This is a genomic window from Microcoleus sp. Pol8_D6, assembly GCF_036700965.1.
Classification (GTDB): domain Bacteria; phylum Cyanobacteriota; class Cyanobacteriia; order Cyanobacteriales; family Microcoleaceae; genus Microcoleus.
On record NZ_JAUBPW010000056.1, the window covers coordinates 1 to 18093 of the forward strand.

General features: G+C 45.6%; 13 protein-coding genes and 1 pseudogene. 9 read left to right on the forward strand and 5 right to left on the reverse strand.

All coding sequences use genetic code 11. The features are described 5' to 3' along the window. Window positions 1–535 precede the first annotated feature (535 nt). The 3 genes and pseudogenes from QUA10_RS29160 to QUA10_RS20645 all read left to right on the forward strand — a co-directional run bounded on the left by QUA10_RS29160 (window position 536) and on the right by QUA10_RS20645 (window position 3891). Window positions 536–1012, forward strand: coding sequence for a transposase (locus QUA10_RS29160; RefSeq protein WP_445243597.1), 477 nt, complete (start codon window positions 536–538; stop codon window positions 1010–1012). Between the two features lie 32 nt (window positions 1013–1044). Next, window positions 1045–2685 carry a thioredoxin-like domain-containing protein gene (locus tag QUA10_RS20640; RefSeq protein WP_333084386.1) on the forward strand — a complete coding sequence of 547 codons (1641 nt, stop codon included), beginning with the start codon at window positions 1045–1047 and terminating at the stop codon, window positions 2683–2685. A 328-nt stretch (window positions 2686–3013) separates the two neighbouring features. After that, window positions 3014–3891 (forward strand): annotated as a pseudogene (locus tag QUA10_RS20645) (IS982 family transposase). A gap of 171 nt (window positions 3892–4062) precedes the next feature. Here the strand turns inward: QUA10_RS20645 and QUA10_RS20650 are convergent. Together QUA10_RS20650 and QUA10_RS20655 are read right to left on the reverse strand one after the other, a co-directional pair. Further along, window positions 4063–4863, reverse strand: a complete 801-nt coding sequence (locus QUA10_RS20650; RefSeq protein ID WP_333084385.1) for a circadian clock KaiB family protein — start codon at window positions 4861–4863, stop codon at window positions 4063–4065. A gap of 68 nt (window positions 4864–4931) precedes the next feature. Beyond that, window positions 4932–6203, reverse strand: a complete 1272-nt coding sequence (locus tag QUA10_RS20655; protein WP_333084384.1) for a type IV pilus twitching motility protein PilT — start codon at window positions 6201–6203, stop codon at window positions 4932–4934. 305 nt (window positions 6204–6508) lie between these two features. Here QUA10_RS20655 and QUA10_RS20660 point away from each other — a divergent pair, with 305 nt between their 5' ends. Beyond that, window positions 6509–7906 (forward strand): amidase, encoded by a 1398-nt coding sequence (locus QUA10_RS20660; RefSeq protein ID WP_333084381.1) that lies wholly within the window; start codon window positions 6509–6511, stop codon window positions 7904–7906. Window positions 7907–7956: 50 nt separating this feature from the next. On the opposite strand, the gene QUA10_RS20665 is transcribed toward QUA10_RS20660, so the two are convergent. Continuing rightward, the gene (locus QUA10_RS20665) at window positions 7957–8235 is read right to left on the reverse strand and encodes a hypothetical protein (RefSeq protein ID WP_333084379.1); all 279 of its coding nucleotides are present in this window, start codon (window positions 8233–8235) and stop codon (window positions 7957–7959) included. Between QUA10_RS20665 and QUA10_RS20670 the strand changes: the two genes are divergently transcribed. The 3 genes from QUA10_RS20670 (at window position 8234) to QUA10_RS20680 (ending at window position 12477) form a co-directional block, all read left to right on the forward strand. Next, window positions 8234–10177 (forward strand): cation:proton antiporter domain-containing protein, encoded by a 1944-nt coding sequence (locus QUA10_RS20670; RefSeq protein ID WP_333084378.1) that lies wholly within the window; start codon window positions 8234–8236, stop codon window positions 10175–10177. The two genes, QUA10_RS20665 and QUA10_RS20670, sit on opposite strands and share 2 nt — an antisense overlap. A gap of 494 nt (window positions 10178–10671) precedes the next feature. Continuing rightward, entirely contained in the window at window positions 10672–10803 is a 132-nt protein-coding gene (locus tag QUA10_RS20675) for a hypothetical protein (RefSeq protein WP_333086357.1), read from the forward strand. A gap of 15 nt (window positions 10804–10818) precedes the next feature. Then, window positions 10819–12477, forward strand: a complete 1659-nt coding sequence (locus tag QUA10_RS20680) for an alpha/beta hydrolase (protein WP_333084377.1) — start codon at window positions 10819–10821, stop codon at window positions 12475–12477. Between the two features lie 850 nt (window positions 12478–13327). Here QUA10_RS20680 and ilvC read toward each other — a convergent pair. Then, window positions 13328–14377 carry a ketol-acid reductoisomerase gene (gene ilvC, locus QUA10_RS20685; RefSeq protein ID WP_333084376.1) on the reverse strand — a complete coding sequence of 350 codons (1050 nt, stop codon included), beginning with the start codon at window positions 14375–14377 and terminating at the stop codon, window positions 13328–13330. Window positions 14378–14654: 277 nt separating this feature from the next. Here ilvC and gloA2 point away from each other — a divergent pair, with 277 nt between their 5' ends. Both gloA2 and QUA10_RS20695 read left to right on the forward strand, forming a co-directional pair. Further along, a complete protein-coding gene (gene gloA2, locus QUA10_RS20690; protein ID WP_333084375.1) occupies window positions 14655–15041 on the forward strand; it encodes an SMU1112c/YaeR family gloxylase I-like metalloprotein in 387 nt (128 codons plus the stop codon). Between the two features lie 109 nt (window positions 15042–15150). Further along, window positions 15151–16443, forward strand: a complete 1293-nt coding sequence (locus tag QUA10_RS20695; RefSeq protein WP_333084374.1) for an endonuclease/exonuclease/phosphatase family protein — start codon at window positions 15151–15153, stop codon at window positions 16441–16443. Here QUA10_RS20695 and QUA10_RS20700 read toward each other — a convergent pair. Then, the gene (locus QUA10_RS20700) at window positions 16410–18092 is read right to left on the reverse strand and encodes a dynamin family protein (protein ID WP_333084373.1); all 1683 of its coding nucleotides are present in this window, start codon (window positions 18090–18092) and stop codon (window positions 16410–16412) included. The genes QUA10_RS20695 and QUA10_RS20700 overlap by 34 nt on opposite strands. Window position 18093 lies beyond the last annotated feature (1 nt).

Genomic DNA, 18093 nt, shown 5'->3' on the forward strand with positions numbered 1-18093 from the left:
CGCTTTTACCAACAAGGTATGCGGGCTGCAACCCTGATTCGGTCTATCTCTTAGGCATCTTTGTCACCCCCCCAGGTAGTTACCACTCCTATGCGGACGATCTGTTAACTGACGACTGACGAGCAATCCACAGTTAATTGATAAAAATTGCACACGCCTCGACGATCTTGCTATTATCAATTAGTTGTCACTTGACGAGCGATTGGCTGTCGCGTTTCGATGTCTACATCTAAGCACAGCCTGTTTTGAGAATGCAAGCAAATACTAGTTTTTTAGTATTAATGCTAAAAAACTAGTATTAATGCTAAAAAAATAGCATTAATGCTAAAAAAATAGCACTACTGCCGAAAATTTCTCATTTTAGCGCTCTTTCATCACTTTAGCCATAGTATAATATTGCTGAAGTCCTCAAATAGTTAAAATGTATGGTAGTACACCGCCCACCAGTCCCTACAGTCAGTTTTGTAGACGAATAAGCTGTTACTCATTTAAATTTATTGCTTGAACCCGTTACAGCATGGGGTCTGAGCCACCAATGATGCAGTTTGAATGTCGAACAGCTTACTGTCAAGCCTATCAACATCTATTTCCCGAGGTAAGAAGTTTTGAAAACTTCAAGTATCTAATTATAGGGATTATTTCCGAAATCAAGCGAAAATCGCTAACAGGAATAGCGAAAGTTGTCGGCTTGAAAAATGAACAATCTCTACATCATCTTTTAACAGTTTCCCCCTGGGATATTAATGCTTGTCAACAATTAAGATTGTCGTTAATACTAGAGAGAGTCGATGGGAAAAAAGTCATATTAATAATAGATGAAACTCTAGACAAAAAAAGGTTGTTTTATTTTATCCAGAGTGATGAAAGAGCGTTATACGCAAAAAGGACAGTGAGACCTGCTCGCCCCTCTCGCCCCCCTTTCGTCGCACACGCATCTTCCCTGCGCCAAAAACCCTGCTTTAATCAGCTTTCCCCCCATGCCGCGAAACTTCCCGCTAAATTAAAGAAGTAAAAAAATATTCACCCCCCACCAAGGAGATATCCATGCCCCGCGTCAGAGCACCAGAATTCCCCGGAAACTACCCCTGGTTAAACACCGACAAACCTTTATCCATTGAATCTCTAAAAGGCCGGGTCGTCCTCCTCGACTTCTGGACGTACTGCTGCATCAACTGCTTGCACGTCCTGCCCGACTTAAAATACCTCGAACAAAAATATAAAGATTCCCTCACGGTTATCGGCGTTCACTCGGCTAAATTTGAAAACGAAAAAGAAGTAGAAAACATCCGCCAAGCTATCCTCCGCTACGATATCGAACATCCTGTAATCGTTGACAGTGGCATGAAAGTTTGGCAAAGTTATGCGGTTCGCGCTTGGCCGACTTTAATGGTGATCGATCCTGAAAGTTATGTCGTCGGCTTTGTTTCCGGCGAAGGCAATAGAGAAGCACTTGACGAGTTAGTTGGCAAGTTAATTGCTGAATACAAAGATAAAAATGCACTCAAATTTAAACAACTCCGTTTTAGCTTAGAAAAACAGCGCAAACCTGTATCAACACCGCTGGCTTTTCCCGGTAAAGTGCTGGCATTTGCGATCGCTGCAACGGAGGCAAAACACCTTCACCAACAGGTTGCGCTTTTGGGCGAAATGAGTCAGGAAAATGAATCTGTAGATGAAACTGTATTGCCAGGGCCTGCTAATTCAGTCATACAAAACTTAGTCGGTTCTTGCTTATTTATTGCCGATTCTGGACACAATAGGATTGTTGTCAGCACCCTCGAAGGTGAAGTGCTGCACGTCATCGGTAGCGGCAAACCGGGTTTAACTGACGGGGACTTTGAAGAGGCTGAGTTTTTTGCACCTCAAGGTATGGCTTTTGATGCAGAAAGTCAAATTCTATATGTTGCTGATACGGAAAATCATGCTCTCAGAAAGATTGATTTTACCACTCAACGGGTAGAAACTGTTGCTGGTACGGGCGAACAAAGTCACGAAATTTCACCCCGCAGCGGCAAGGCTTTAGAAACGCAATTGAATTCCCCTTGGGATTTAGAAAGAGTTGGAAATAGACTTTTTATTGCAATGGCGGGTTCCCACCAAATTTGGGAAATGCAGTTAGACACTGGCACGATCGGCACTTATGCAGGTATTGGCCGAGAATCCTGTGTTGACGGGAATCTTGCAGAATCTGCTTTTTCTCAGCCCAGTGGCCTGTCTACGGATCGATCGGAGTTGTTTGTTGCCGACAGCGAAATTAGTTCGATTCGTGCTGTGGGTATAGATGAAGACCCGAAGGTTCGCACTGTTTGCGGTAGCGGTGAATTGTTTGGTTTTGGGGATAAAGATGGTCGCGCTGAGGAGGTAAGGTTGCAGCACTGTTTGGGTGTTGAATACGCTCAAAATTACCTCTGGGTGGCTGATACTTATAATCACAAAATTAAGCGGATCGACCACCGGGGCGGTACGTGCAGAACAATGATTGGAGATGGTACAGCAGGTTTGGTTGATGCTAAAGGTCTCAAGGCTCGATTTTTTGAACCTTCAGGGTTGAGTGCGATCGGGCCTCATTTGTTTGTTGCTGATACGAACAATCATGTAATTCGGAAAGTTGAGTTGGATACGCTGGAAGTCACAACTTTGGATTTCCCCAGTTTGTGCGCTCCGGAGGTGTGTGTTCCTGATTAAGTCGATCGACATTTTTGAGATCAGGCACGGTTTTCAATTCTCCTGATTACCAGATTGATTGTGGTAAGGTAGGGTGCTCTTCGGCCCACCTTACTGCAATTTTCCAGCAAAGTAAGTTAACCTAATTATTCGCGGTAAGTGCAGTGCCTCACCCGCAATTCACTCATGGATGCAGAACCTCTATATTTAACGTCAGTACGGGTTAAAAAAAAGCTGAAGCCCTTTCCCAGCAAGACTTAAACCCAATTTACATCACCGACTAACAGGAAAAGGAAGGGGATAATGCTGAAAATCTCAAAAAAACATTCATTCAGCCCCCCTTCCTATGATTAGTCTAGAAGATCTCTTTTGCCAGATCGATGATTTTTGTCAAAGCTTTGAACCGAGATGGCAGGCAACGCTTTTAGGCAATGGCTTGAAGCACCGTCAGCGTCGCCGCTCCTTGAGTTTGAGTGAAATCATGACGATTCTCGTCAGCTTTCACCAACAGTCCTATCGCAATTTTAAGCATTTTTACGAGAAACACGTGAGTGTCTATTGGCGACCGGCTTGAACCGGACTCCCCAGTTATCAACGGTTTGTCGATTGGATGCCCTCCAGCTTGATGCCTTTATGCGTCTATCTCAAACAGTGCTTTGGGACTTGTAGTGGCATCAGCTTCATCGATTCAACTAGCACAGAAGGTGTGCCACAATCGACGCATTTCGAGCCATTGCGTGTTTGAAAACCTGGCGGCACGGGGCAAAACCTCGGTCGATTGGTTCTTTGGTTTCAAGCTTCATATCGTGGTCAACGAACACGGAGAACTGCTCAACTTTACCTTGACACCAGGCAATACCGATGACCGCAAGCCCGTCAGAGAGCTACTCTCTGAGTGCTTTGGTAAAGTATTCGCCGACCGGGGCTACGTCTCCAAAAAGTAGGCTGGGCAGTTGCTTGAGGACTTTGGTATCACATTTTTTGCCAAACCCAAGCGCAACATGAAGAATCAGTTGATGCGACGTTCCTGACAAGCTGATTTCCCGAAAACGTTCGATTATTGAAACGATTATTGACGAATTTCAGAACATCTCTCAAATTGAGCATTCTCGACATCGCAGCCCCATCAATTTTCTGGTCAATGTCGTCTGTGGGTTGATTGCTTATTGTCACCAGCCCTCCAAGCCCTCTCTCAATATACACTGGGCTTTACCCCCTGCTGCTTAACCCGTACTGACGTTATATTTAGGGTGTACAGCCCAATAACACCTAACCGATACAAGTAGAACGCCACACCACTTTTTGCGTCTAGGACTGAATTACTAAATGTTGTTAATTCCATCGGTACTAAAACCGCGATCGCCAGTAGTAAATAATCGCAAAAATCCTCGACCCTATCTAAAATTCCGAATAGCTCAGCAGCCGCACTATTTTTTCATCATCGTTCAATTCCCCGACAATTCGTCGCACGGGTTTCGGCCAGATTTTAATCAAAGTAGGAGTTGCTGAAATCTGATCTGCCTCAGCTTGGTCTGGATGTTTCAAAACATCAATTACTTTTAAAGTGTAGGGACGATCGAGGCATTGCTCTAAAAACTGGTGTAAAGTTTCTAGGGTGCGTTCGGTGCTGGGGTTGCTGCCGGAAACAAACAGACGCAAAACGTACCCTTGAGTTTGTGGCGGTGGGGTGAGTGCTGTTGGTTTGGAAAGCCGAGTTTGCTGCGCTTGCGGAAAGCCCAAGGGAGTTACTATGGAACTGCTCCAGTCCGATCGAGCTTCGGGGCTGGCATACTGTACAACTAAGTCGTGATTTTCCCAAAGTTCGGGGAATTCTTCGTGATAAGTAGCAATCGCCATCGGTTCGCACATTTCTTCGCTCCGGGGATGCCACACTAAGTCGCCAGTCCCAAAAATGGCGTTCAGCAGCGTTTGATGTCGCAGCACGGGGGGGTAAGCCTCGGCAACAACCCGCACCTGCCGATCGCCTGGATCGAGCCAGGAGTCAACGGTTGCCGTGTAGCAAGGTATCAGAAAATGCGGGGGTTCCGACAAACCGAGGAGCTCCTGTAGAGCTACGCACAACTGCAAATGCCAGCGAGTTTGCTTGTGCGGGTCTATGCAATAGATTAAGTCTCCCCCTGGTGTAAACAGCGCAATGCCTTTAAAAATTTCTGGCAAAATCGGGCGATCGACTTTCAATTCAGTACACCAATAACAGTTAACAGTTAACAGTTAACTGTTAACAGTTAACTGTTAACACTCGACCTTTAGACTCGACCTCGGAGCATCTGAGCCATTTCGTTCGGGAACGGCGAATTCTCTACACAAAGTTCTTCAGTAATCCGACCTTCTTGATACAGACCGTAGAGCGACTTATTCATCGTCGTCATGCCTTCATAAGTATCTTTGATCATGATTTGATTAATTTCCTCATTCTGACCCTTCAGAATGTATTCCTTAACCACGTCGGTATTGATCATAACGTCGTGGAAAGCAGCCCGCTTTCCGTCTGTGGTTTTGCACAGCAGTTGAGCAATAATCGCCACTAGGGATTCGGAAATTGAAACCCGTATGGCATCCTGTTCTTCCGCCCCGAACATATCCAGAATCCGGTTCAGGGTCTTAACCGCACTGTTGGTGTGCAGGGTTCCTGCAACTAAGTGACCGGTTTGAGAGGCTTTAAGGGCGATTTCCACCGTCTCTCTGTCCCGAATTTCTCCTACTAGCAGCATATCCGGGTCTTGTCGCAGAGCGCCTTTGAGAGCGCTCATAAACTTGAGGGTGTGCCTGCCGACTTCCCGGTGCTTAATCAAGGATTTTTTGCTTTCGTGTACGAATTCTACGGGGTCTTCAATGGTGATGATGTTGTAGGCTTTATTCTTATTGATGTAGTCGATCATCGCAGCCAAGGTGGTAGACTTACCCGAACCTGTCGGGCCTGTCACCAAAATCAGCCCTTTGTGGTAGCCACATATTTTTCTAAAGACCTCCGGCAGTTTCAATTCCTCCAGTGTCATTATTTTGGCAGGAATTAGCCGCAGCACCATTGCCGGGCCGGCCAAGGAGTCCATGCAACTAATCCGAATGCGGACGAACCCGAAGTCGAAAGCGCCGTCAAAGTCTAGAGTTTTTTGGAAAATTTCAATTTCTTCATCGCTCATGCACTCCCGCAACCAGCCAAAAAACGTATCTAAATCGGTCGGTGGATAGCCGATGTCGGCAATCTCGCCCCGGGTGCGGAAGCGGGGAACTTCGTTTACTCCCAGGTGAAGGTCGGATACTCCTTCATCTTTGGCTCGGATTACTAGCTCTTTCAAACTCGGAACTCCGCCGCTGCTAGAGCTCTGGCTTTTAGGTGTGGCGAAGGATTGCGGCCCTGGTGCGGGTGGCGCTGCTAGTGCTGGTGCGGCAGGCGGCGGTGCTGGCGGCATTCCTGCTGCTCTGGGGGGCATCCCTGGAGCTGGAGGGCGGGGCATTCCTGGCGGTGGGGGGGCTCCGGGTACGGGCGGGCGAGGAGCTGGCGGATGCTGTTGTGTCATATGCGCTACCTTAAGTTGGTGAGAAGGCTGACTCGAACAGATGATTTGTGGGAGTTGAACAATGCCGATCGCCATTGTGCGTCTCTTGCACAAAAGCTTAACTGTTGTTCTCAGTCTATCCCAAGATAGGGTCGTAGTGCTGCACTACTAAGGAAATATTCTGCCAATTGGAGGATGCCATCACTCTCGATATATGATCACATATGGACTTTTGACTTTTTTGGATAAATTTCTTAAGGAAAAGAGTTTGCCGCAACTCAACAGTATTAAATTATACTTTGGCCAACTATTAAGGAGTTAAACGGATGAATTCTGTCGATCGGGCTTTTACTCCTGCTCTGGAGTTGGCGAAGTCGATTCGCGCCCTGGAAGTGTCGCCTTTAGAAATTGTCAATCTTTATTTGGAACGGATTGATCGATTAAACCCTCAGCTTGGCAGTTATTTTACAGTAACGGCCGATCGGGCGATCGCCCTGGCTAAATCTCAAACCGAGCAACTAGCTGGCTTAAACAAGCCACAGGAATTGCCACCTTTTTTCGGAGTACCAATTGCGATTAAAGACTTGACACCAGTTGCCGGCGTTCCCTGTACCTATGGCACTCAAGCTTTGGTGAATAACATATCTAACTACAGCGAGTCCGTGGTATGGCGGATCGAAGCAGCGGGATTTAACATTCTGGGCAAAACAGCAACCTCTCAAATTGGCTCATTGCCTTACACCGAACCCCCAGGTTTCCTGCGGGCGCGCAATCCCTGGAATTTAGAGTATACGCCCGGAGGTTCCAGCGGCGGCTCAGCGGCGGCTGTAGCGGCGGGTTTATGCGCGATCGCCCAAGGTTCAGACGGTGGCGGTTCGATCCGAGGCCCAGCTTCCTGCTGCGGTTTAGTGGGCATTAAACCATCGCGGGGGCGAGTTTCCTGGGCCCCCGTCGGAGATTACCTCAGCGGCATTTCTGCCAACGGCCCCCTAGCGCGCACTGTAGCTGACGCCGCCGCACTTTTGGATGTAATGTCAGGCTACACAACAGGCGATCCGTACTGGCTACCAGATTCAAATCCGACGTTTTTAGAAGCTTCCACTCAAGAGTTAGGCAAGCTACGAATTGCTTTTTCTACCAGTATTTCCCCTGTGGGCGAGGCTTCGGCTATCTGTCAGCAAGCGGTACTCGAAACCGTCAAGTTACTGACTGATTTGGGTCACGATGTCGAACCGGGATGCCCTGATTTTACGGGTTTAATCGAACCGTTTATCGCAATTTGGCAGTCTGGGGCGGCGGCAAGCGGCATTCCAGGCCCTGCTTTGGAACCGATGAATCGCTGGCTGTTAGAAAGAACTATTTCCGCTGGGGAATATTTGCGGGCGGTGAATCAAATGCAGGTGATTTCACGGCGGATTGTGGGATTCTTTGAAAAATTTGATGTGTTAGTTTTGCCGACTTATATGCACTCGCCAATCCGGGTTGGGGAGTGGGCGGATTTGAGCTTTGAAGAAACTTTGCAGCGAATTATTAATTGGGTTGCTCCTTGTCCGCCGTTTAATGCTAGTGGTTTGCCTGCGATCTCACTTCCTGCCATTTTAGATAACAACGGTTTACCTGTGGGAATTCAAATTATCGGGCGGCCGGCTGCGGAAGCAACTTTAATTGCTTTAGCGGCGCAGATGGAAGCGGCGAAACCTTTCCCGGTTTTAGATTTTAAATAGGGAAGAGCAAGAAATAAAAGCACGTTTCCCTTTTTTATAGGTATGCCAAATCAGGACTTGTGCGCGGCGAACAAAAAATCCGGTTTATTGCAGAATTTTCTAGTCAGCCATCCCATATTTGACCAATAAACCGAGTTGCTCGCCCAGTCATACTTATTACCAATTACGCTGTAATTTATTGATAATACCTCTTTAGATTGATAGACATTTTGATTATTTCCTTTTAAATATGGTAGCAGTTCGCTGCCAATATTTAGGGTGAAATTCATGTTAACTTCCGGCCCGATTACCGCTCCCGTTCCCGTTTTTCTAGTTCTTTTAGCAATCATGCTAATCGCGCCGCTGGTATTTGAGCGCTTGCGACTGCCGGGAATAGTCGGTTTAATTATTGCTGGCGTAATTGTAGGGCCCAACGGTCTCAATTTGCTGCAACGGGACGCTACTATTGTTTTGTTAGGTACAGTAGGATTGCTGTTTTTAATGTTCCTAGCGGGACTGGAAACTAGCCTCGACGACCTCAAACTCAATGCGGACAAAGCTGTCATATTTGGGCTGGCTACTTTTTCGCTACCGATGATATTGGGGACAGGAGCAATGCTGCTGTTGGGATATAGCTGGCTGGCTGCAATTTTAGTCGCTTCTTGTTTTGCTACGCACACGCTTTTAGCGCTGCCAATTCTCACCAAATTGGGATTGATGCGAACTCAGACTATTACTGCGACTTTGGGCGGAACTTTAATTACCAATGTGTTGGGACTGTTGGTGCTAGCAATTGTCGTCAAAGCTTACAAAGGAAATCTTACGCTCGATTTTTGGCTGGTTCTCATTCCATCTCTTGCTATCTATACTTTTGCTACTTTGTGGGGAGTCCCCAAAATCGGTCGCTGGTTCTTTAAGAAATTCGGCCACGACGAGAATGCCGAATTTATATTTGTATTGGCTACCCTATTTCTCGTTTCTTACGCAGCAGAATTAATTGAAATCGAGGCAATTATTGGTGCATTTTTATCGGGAATTGCCATTACTCAAATTATTCCCAAAATGAGTCCGCTGATGAATCGGATTGAGTTTATTGGCAATACGCTGTTTGTGCCGTTTTTTCTGATTTCTGTGGGGATGTTAATTGACCCGCTAATTTTGGTGAAGCAGCCACAGTCTTTGTTGGTGGCGGCGGTGATGATTTTAGCAGAGGTGGTAAGCAAGTTTTTTGCTGCTTGGCTACCGGGGAAATTATTTGGTTTTGAGTTTCCGAACATTATGGTAATGTTCGGTCTTTCTGTTGCTCAAGCTGCCTCTACTTTGGCGGCGATTACGGTTGCTTTTGACATTAAATTGGTCGATCGCGTAACGGTGAACGGCATCATTGCCATGATTTTAGTAACTTGTGTCGCTTCTCCTTGGATTGTATCTCGGTGGGGTCAAGAAATGCAGCAGCCGGGGTCGAGTTTGCCGACTGCTACTTCGGGAAAGCATTCATGGGGACAGCGAGTTTTAGTCCCTGTTGCTAATCCGAATACGGAAGATAATTTGCTGCGTTTGGCTTTGATTTTAGCAAAAACATCTCAGGGAACTTTGCTACCGCTGCATATTTTGTCCGATCGCGGGGAAGCAATTTCACCGGCAGATAAAATGCAGCAAACTCAACTTTTGACGGCTGCGGAAACTGTCGCCCATGCCGCTGCTTGTGCGGTTGAACCGATCGCAAGGATAGATGATGCGATCGATCGCGGAATCCTACGGAGTGCAACCGAACGCGAGGCTAGTTTAATTGTTTGCGGTTGGAAGGGATTTTCTACGACTCGCGACAATTTTTTTGGCAGCATCATTGACAATGTGGTAAGGCGATCGTCCGTACCCGTACTGATTGCTCGATTTCCCGATCCTCTCCAGAATACAGCCAGAGTTATTTTGGCGGTAACTGACACCGAGTTGACTCGGTTTGGATTTCAGGAAACCGTGGATATTGCTAAGAGTTTGGCCGAGGAACTCAAGGCGAGTTTGCAAGTGTTGTTGGTGGCGACAAAACGGGAACAAAGCAACCAAAGTGCGGCGGAGGTGGGAATTCTCTCTGAGATACCAGTAAATCGGGTTCGGGGAAATTTTATCAAGTTAGTTTCGCAGAATTTGTTAGAACACGATTTGCTGATTTTAACAACAATTTCTCAGCAACAAAATTTGTGGGAAAAACCGGGAACTCTCAAAGAACCGGAAGCAATCGCCCGGACTCACCAAAATATTTCGATGCTTGTTGTTTATTTTCCTGTATCTTGAGGAGAAGATTAACCGCAGATGATGTTATGAATCTGAATTCATCTGCGGTTAATATTTTAGGACTAAAGCCAACTGGCAAATTAAACAAAGGTATGTATAGCCTTTCTAAGTAACATGAGGTGCTCTGGCGGGCATAGGGCATAGGGCATAGGGCATAGGGCATAGGGCATAGGGCATAGGGTTCGCCCCCATACCTCACCACGCTTGAGAACTGCTAGAGTTGCGATAGACTCGCTCTTTCCTAAGCTAAGAAAGAGCGCACAAGCGCAACTACATACCTAAAATTTAAGCCCTATTTCTGACAATTGTGTAAGTCTTATATTTAATCCTAATCCAACGGAATTGCTAGCAAAATTTCCGCACCCTTGCGCGGTTTGGAAATACACTACATCGCTCTTTTCACTCGCGAAGTTGGTATTTTTTGGGCTGCCGATTAAAAAATCCTTCAACTCATCATCATTAGCACCCGCACAAGAAGTGTACTTAGGTACGGAATGTGCGATCTGCCAGTAAATATGCGTAGAGGCTTTGCCGATCGCACCCCGATGGAGGCAATTTCTCGGCATCTAGAACAATATCTCGGTATCTGGGAGAATTTTGAGAATATGGTGATCTACCCCCTCTAGTTCAATAAGGTAAAAATGAGCATCAGACCAAATTTCAGATGGTTTTCTTCAGTGGCGAGTGTTTTGGGTTCGATTTCGATCAGCCCTTTGAGTGGCACGACATCCTCTGTAAAAGCAGCAGAAACAGTTGTTGTCCGCAAAGGTATTTTAGAATCGTCAATATCGGTGGCGGATTTGCGCGAACTCGCAGAAACAGGAAAAGTCCCCGCCAGACTGCAAGCTTATGCCAATCTCCTGTCTGAGGAACAGCGGAATAAAATTTTTCGGGCGCTGCAAGCGAAAATTCCCCTCAATGTAGTAGGTCTGAGCAACTTGCTAAATACAGGCATCGGGACTGCCATCCTGACGGATTTGACTACAGTGATACCCAGACGCGACGGTGCCGGTGTGGAAGCGCTGCGAGCCGCTTTGGTGCAGGGAGCAAACGCGCCGGAAGGCTTATCGGTATTGAGTTTTATTGAATCTTATCCGAGCTCGCGAGTAGTGGTGGATCTCGATCGAGCTTTCACAGTTTTGGGAAATATGAACGCCAGTTTTTGGCAAACTCAGCGCTTTATGGCGGCGATCTCACCTCAGTTAGCAGCGGTTAAACCCGCGTTTAAGCTGCCTTTCGATCCAACCCAGCCCGGCCCTAATTTGGTGCAGGTACGGGCGCTAGATTTGAACGATAGTGCCCGCAATCGACTTATTCCAGTTGATGTGTATTGGTCGGAAGCTGCGACAGCCGACAAACCGACGATCGTCTTTTCTCACGGGTTGGGTTCCGTCCGCACGGATTTGCGCTACTTAGCCGAGCATTTGGCGTCTCACGGCTATGTAGTAGCAGCTTTAGAACATCCGGGCAGCAACGAGACGAATACCAATGCTGCGATGGCGGGGAAGTGTCCCTTGCTAGCTCCTCAAGAGTTTTTAGACCGTCCCAAAGACATCAGTTTTGTACTCGACGAACTGACAAAATTGAACCAAACTGATGATAACTTGCAGGGGAGAATGGCGATCGACCGATCGGTAATAATTGGCTATTCATTTGGCGGCGCTACAGCCTTGTCCTTGGCCGGCGCCGAACTGCAATTGAGCGGACTCAAACAAAGGTGTCAGGGGGATTTGATTGGGTTCAGCTTAGGCGAAGGCATTCAGTGCGCGGCGGCCGGATTGCCCGAAGAACGGTATCAGTTGCGGGATGGGAGGATTAAAAGGGCGATCGCCATGAATCCGATCACATCATTATTATTTGGAGAAACGGGTTTAAGTGCAATTCAAATTCCCACCTTAATAGTAGCATCTTCTGCCGACAAAACAACTCCCGCCTTAGCCGAACAAATTGCAGGCTTTCCGAAAATTCCATCTCCTAAATGGCTAGTTGGTTTGGTAGGAGGAACCCATTTAAGTGTCAAAGATCCCAGTACAACTTTAAACCAGGTTCGTAGACCGAGTACAGTAATTACCGGGGATGAAGTTGTCGGCGACCAAGCTGTTAGCACACGCAATTATATTAAAGCTGTAAGTTTGGCTACCGCCGCGCAACTAACTGCTGAAGCTGATAAATATGCAGTTTTTCTAACACCAGAATACGCGCAATTTGCTTCCACATCGGCAATCCCGGTGCGGCTAGTAACAGAAATTTCCCCGGAAACTAATGCAGTAGTGCAAACTTTTCTTAAAGGGAATAAGTAGTGATTAGTAATTAATAATTAGTCATCAGCTAATAACTAATTATTAAGAGTTGTAGTAATATCAAATAAGGTGACATGGAAATTATAATTGAGTGCGTCTTCTCGGTCGCTCCTGAGAGCACGGAGCCACACGGGAAGCTCCCACGGCACTCGGAAAATTATGATTCCGATGTCAGCGGAAACGATATTACGACTAGCAGCTTTTCCTTTTGTATGGGCGGCCGCTTAGCCCCGAAGGGTGTATTTTTTTCTTAAGCTGTTTCTGATATATTTTTTCCGTGCAAGGGCAAAATATAACAAACTGCTTCCACAAACTCTACTCCCAAACTGCGATGCCTAAAAAAAATCTTATCCCGCTATTGCTTCTGTTGGCAGCCCTATTTACCCTTTACGGTGACACTTTAACTTTTCTCCCCAAACCTGTAAGAGATACTAGTGTGGCAAGCCGAAAGTTCTTCGTCGGGTTGTGGCCAGATTGGTTGAGGCCGAGAGATTTCAACGAGAAAAGGCAACAGGATATTGATAAATTGCAAAAAAGTCCTAGCCCGAGTCGATAGTTTTGAGCTACCAACGACAAACCCGGTTTCTCTAACAATACCTAGCCATTTTCTTGTAGTATTGTAGGTTGGGTTAAGCGAAGCGAAACCCAACAGTACGATTTTAGATTTTGGATTGTAGATTAGAGATTTTTTATCCACTCTCTAATCTGTAATCGATTAAACTTAAGATTTTAGATTTTCCTCCCAGCGGTAAGGTGTGCATTGCACACCCTACAGATAGAGGTTATGCCTCCAGGGCTGTTTTAGATTGGTCTTCCCATCTAAAATCTAAAATCTAAAATCTAAAATTGATTAGGCTTGCTTTTTCAACCAGCTAAACATAGCTCGCAAATCTTTACCAACTTCTTCAATAGGATGTTCTGCTTCCTGACGGCGCATGGAGGTAAAACCTGGTTTGCCAGCTTGGTTTTCCAGAACGAATTCGCGGGCAAATTGGCCGGATTGAATTTCGCTGAGAATTTTCCGCATTTCGGCGCGGGTTTGATCCGTAACGATGCGGGGGCCGCGAGTTAAATCGCCGTATTCTGCGGTATTGGAGATGCTGTCGCGCATTTTGGCGAGGCCTCCTTCTACTATTAAGTCAACGATAAGTTTAACTTCGTGCAAACATTCAAAATAAGCTAATTCCGGTTGGTATCCGGCGTCAACTAAAGTTTCAAATCCAGCTTTAATTAATGCGCTCAAACCGCCGCACAAAACTACTTGTTCGCCAAAAAGATCCGTTTCTGTTTCTTCGCGGAAAGTGGTTTCCAGGATGCCAGCTCTGGTGCCACCGATACCTTTAGCATAGGCCATTGCCCGATCGCGCGCTTGACCGGAAGCATCTTGATATACTGCAAACAAACTCGGAACACCTTCCCCTTGTTCGTAAGTCCGTCGCACCAAGTGTCCAGGGCCTTTGGGGGCAACCATTACTACGTCTACATTGGCAGGGGGAACAACTTGGCCGAAGTGAATGTTAAAACCGTGAGCAAATGCTAAAACATTTCCTTCAGAAAGGTTCGGTTCGATTTGTTCTTTGTAAATAGTTTTTTGAACTTCATCGGGCAATAAAATCATGATGAAGTCAGCGGCGGCGGCTGCTTTGTCTACCGGGTGAACTGTTAAACCCGCGTCGGTTGCTTTGGCTGCAGATTTGCTACCGGGATACAAACCGACAACGACATTCATGCCACTGTCTTTGAGGTTAAGCGCGTGGGCGTGTCCTTGGGAACCGTAGCCGATGATAGCAATCGTTTTGTTGGCTAAGAGGTCTAGGTTCGCGTCGGTGTCGTAATACATACGGGCCATAATCTTTGTCTCCTGAGATGCAAATTGGGTGATTGACTGCAAAACTCTCATTTTATCAAAGTAGGGTACTTTTTTTGCAGAAATTTTTAGATTAAGATTTGGACGGGGGAAAATAAAGGGCGATCGCGCTGAATTTAGCAGGGTTTCTGGCAGAGTCTGCGATCGTCAAATATAATTGTCAATAGCGTGCTGTGCTTTTGAAAAAAAACCCAACTATAGCAATCGCGCCCGACGCTATTGACATTCTTAATGGCTGAAACCATTGCTGTTACTGCTTCTTCCTTCTTCCTTCTTCCTTCTTCCTTCAGCTATAACTAACTTTTTTCAGATGAAAATAAAAGCAATACATCATGTGGCGATTATTTGCTCGGATTACGAAGCCTCGAAAAAATTTTATGTAGAAGTATTGGGATGTTCCATTATCAAAGAAACTTTCCGAACCGAGAGGAATTCTTACAAACTAGATTTGCGAGTCGGAAACGGCGACACCATCGAGCTTTTTTCCTTTCCCCATTCTCCTGAAAGAATTAACAATCCTGAAGCGTGTGGCTTGAGACATTTAGCTTTTGCAGTTGAGGACATAGAAGCATCAGTTGCTTACTTAAAATCCCAACAAGTAGAAGTAGAAGAAATTCGCCTTGACGAAATCACCGAAAAAAGGTTTACATTTTTCCGAGACCCCGACAACTTACCATTAGAAATATATGAGAATTAAGGAGTTTATTTATTTTGTCAAGCCGTTATTAAGTCAACCATTCCGGAGTGCTGACTATAGAAATTGCATCATTCATTTCCATCTAAAATATAAAATATAAAATTGTATAATGGACATATTAATCAGAAACACAATCACCATCGGATTGCCGAGTTTAATGCTATTTATCGCCATATTAGCTACAGGAAAAACAGGTGATGCAGCCGTTTGGTCGGGTTTGGTCAAAGTCGGCGGTTCCTTTGGTATGCTGATCGGTTTAGGTGTGTTGGTATTTGTAGGATTTGTTGCCAATTATTTTAGTTATTTTGTGGTAGATAGCTTGCTGGTGAGATTTTATCAAAAGCGGCGAGTGTTGGAACACCCAGAACAACTGGTAACAGAAATTGATAAATTGCCGATTACTAACGACCTTAAAATCAAGATTAAATGGGCGGTGATGCACAGCATACCAAACAAAAACCTTAGTTTAAAACACATAATTTTAAAATGGTTTATTATCGCAGCAACTGTAAATGTCGTATTGTCAATAGTCGGTTATTTAGGACAATTCAACATTTTTTTTGAGTTGAGTTCCCATTTTAAACTACAATACCTGGTGGTTGGTTTCTCTACTTTTATATTTTTCGCTCTCGTGCGCTCAAAAAAAATATGGTGGCTGGTGAGCGCATTTTGCATTATTATTAATTTAGCGGAAATTGTTCCTTGGTATTTTCCAGCGCCAGCAGTTGCCGGAGCAACTCCCGGACACAACTTGCGGATTTTGCATTCAAATGTTTTAAGGGCTAATCGGCGATATTCTGAGGTGATATCGCTGGTTAAAGCAGAACAACCTGATATCGCGGTTTTTGTGGAAGTCAACTCAACTTGGGCAAAACAGTTATCGGTTTTAAGCGAGATTTTTCCTTACTCTTCTACCCAGCAAGAATCTGAGAGATTTGGCAGTGCAATATACAGCAAGCTGCCTTTAGAAAATTCTTCGGTTAAAGCCTTTTCAACGCGAAGAAAGAGCTTGTCGGCAGATGTTAAATTTCAAGGTAAAATCATTTCTCTGATTCTTGCTCATCCGACTGTGCCAGTCAAACAGGAGAGTTTTATAAATCGCAATAAACAGCTAGCAGCCATCGGCGAGTATGCAGCCCAAATAAAAAATCCGCTGATTGTGGTTGGGGATTTAAATACCACAATGTGGTCGCCGTTCTACAAAAATATGGTAAAAACCGGAAATTTGCGAAATGCGCGATCGGGGTTTGGCATTTTACCGACTTGGCCGACTTTTATGCCGCTGGCTTATATTCCGATCGATCACTTTCTAGTCAGCAAAGAAATTGGTGTTTTGAAGATTCGTACTGGCCGAAATGTCGGTTCGGATCATTTGCCGTTAATTACAGATTTGGTCATTTGAAGGCAGGATTCAATATTTTCTAACAAATTATTGATTAACTGTATCTGGTATTGCTGAATATTGGTCTGTAGCGGTTCTTTACTGTCTTGAAAACTGATAACTTTTCCGGCGATTTCCTTGTAGTGTTGCAGCATGGAAAAAGTATCGGTACTGAAGCGAGCGAGATAGTTTTTAGCAGCCTCGCTGCAAATTTCCGTTACTTGATTTAGATAAGCTTCTGACGATTCAGGCGGCTTTTCATTCCCAGTTCTTTTATTCAAAATATAGCTAGCACCGCCGACTACTGCGGCTCCCACCGGCCCGCCCAATAGCCAACCTAAGCCTGTGGCGATCGCCACTGGAGCCACTTCGCTGTCGATCGACTTTTGAGCTGGAGGTGGTGGCGGTTCGGGTAAGCTGACTTGTGGGGATGGAGGAAAGGAAATCAAAAGTGCGATCGGCTGTTCTTTCTCAAAGAATTCGCAAGCTTTATTTACCCATTCTGCGATGGTTTGCTGCTGATGTAAGACCTCTCGCTGAAATTTTAGCTTCCACGCATCAAAACTTCCTTCCTGAAGCGACAACGCCATTTCCGATTGATAGCGCTGCAAAAGTGTGGGCTGGTAAAGCCAAATCTCGAAATCGGAAACGCTTGCTTGAAAGCCTTTTGATATTAATTTTTCGGCTTTTTGTTTAATTTCAATTTTGTCTTTGTGCTTTTTTTGAGCAGTGGCTATTTCTGCGGTGACATTTTCAGCTTTGGCTCGGAGAGATTGGCAAATTTTAGTAGCTATAGCTTCAATTCTGGGCAACTTAACTGCTAGTTGTTCCTGTTGATCTGCCACAATACTTTGCAAAGCCGATTCAAACACGGCAATTCCTGTAGTTTGGGCGGCCGCCACATCTCCTTTCAGCCTCGCCCTCAAAGCCGGCAAAGCATCGACGCGGTAGATATTGCTGATATTGTTCGGCAAGTTAGAGCGAAAACTTTCGGCAACAAACAACAACCGATTGTATACTTGTTTTTGCTCGTCTGGTTCGAGTAGATTGAGAAAATTGGCAACAAAGAGTACAGTGTTGATGTTGCGATCGCTCAACCAATCTCTCAAGTTCTCCCGTTCACCTAAAGTCATCAATTTGCGAGCATCTAAAACCTGCACAACTAAATCAGCCGTTAGCAATTTATCCCGAACCAAATTATCCTGTTCTTCCCGGTCATTGGTTCCCGGCAAATCCAGCAATTCCACACCCGTTTTCAAGAATGGATGGGGACAGTAAACATTAACGGCCGCCACATCATCCCGCATTTGTCTCGCGTCGTCAAGGATGGCGTAGCGTTTCAAAACATCAGTCCCCGGTTCGCTAACTTCCGTGCCGTCTTTCAGGGTAATTTTTGCGTGCAATTCCTCGCCGTAGTTGACATAAATGGCAGCACCTGTAGTGGGCACAAGGTCGATCGGCAAAGCACGATTTCCAAGCATTGCATTGAGCAAAGTTGACTTGCCGTAATTAAACGGGCCAAAGACAGCAATTTGAAAAGTTGGTTTGGCGAGATAGTCGCAGATTGAGGTTGTATCTCGATACAGTTGCGAGTTTTTGTCAAGTTCGAGAATACCGAGTGCTGATTTGAGATAGTCGGTCAGGTTTTGATAAATTTCGGGTTGTTGCATA

Excerpts from the sequence above, each read along its gene's own strand:
- QUA10_RS29160 (WP_445243597.1), top strand. The coding sequence starts at position 536 with ATGATGCAGTTTGAATGTCGAACAGCTTACTGTCAAGCCTATCAACAT.
- QUA10_RS20640 (WP_333084386.1), top strand. The coding sequence starts at position 1,045 with ATGCCCCGCGTCAGAGCACCAGAATTCCCCGGAAACTACCCCTGGTTA.
- QUA10_RS20655 (WP_333084384.1), bottom strand. The coding sequence starts at position 6,203 with ATGACACAACAGCATCCGCCAGCTCCTCGCCCGCCCGTACCCGGAGCC.
- QUA10_RS20660 (WP_333084381.1), top strand. The coding sequence starts at position 6,509 with ATGAATTCTGTCGATCGGGCTTTTACTCCTGCTCTGGAGTTGGCGAAG.
- QUA10_RS20670 (WP_333084378.1), top strand. The coding sequence starts at position 8,234 with ATGCTAATCGCGCCGCTGGTATTTGAGCGCTTGCGACTGCCGGGAATA.
- QUA10_RS20665 (WP_333084379.1), bottom strand. The coding sequence starts at position 8,235 with ATGATTGCTAAAAGAACTAGAAAAACGGGAACGGGAGCGGTAATCGGG.
- QUA10_RS20675 (WP_333086357.1), top strand. The coding sequence starts at position 10,672 with ATGTGCGATCTGCCAGTAAATATGCGTAGAGGCTTTGCCGATCGCACC.
- QUA10_RS20680 (WP_333084377.1), top strand. The coding sequence starts at position 10,819 with ATGAGCATCAGACCAAATTTCAGATGGTTTTCTTCAGTGGCGAGTGTT.
- ilvC (WP_333084376.1), bottom strand. The coding sequence starts at position 14,377 with ATGAGAGTTTTGCAGTCAATCACCCAATTTGCATCTCAGGAGACAAAG.
- gloA2 (WP_333084375.1), top strand. The coding sequence starts at position 14,655 with ATGAAAATAAAAGCAATACATCATGTGGCGATTATTTGCTCGGATTAC.
- QUA10_RS20695 (WP_333084374.1), top strand. The coding sequence starts at position 15,151 with ATGGACATATTAATCAGAAACACAATCACCATCGGATTGCCGAGTTTA.
- QUA10_RS20700 (WP_333084373.1), bottom strand. The coding sequence starts at position 18,092 with ATGCAACAACCCGAAATTTATCAAAACCTGACCGACTATCTCAAATCA.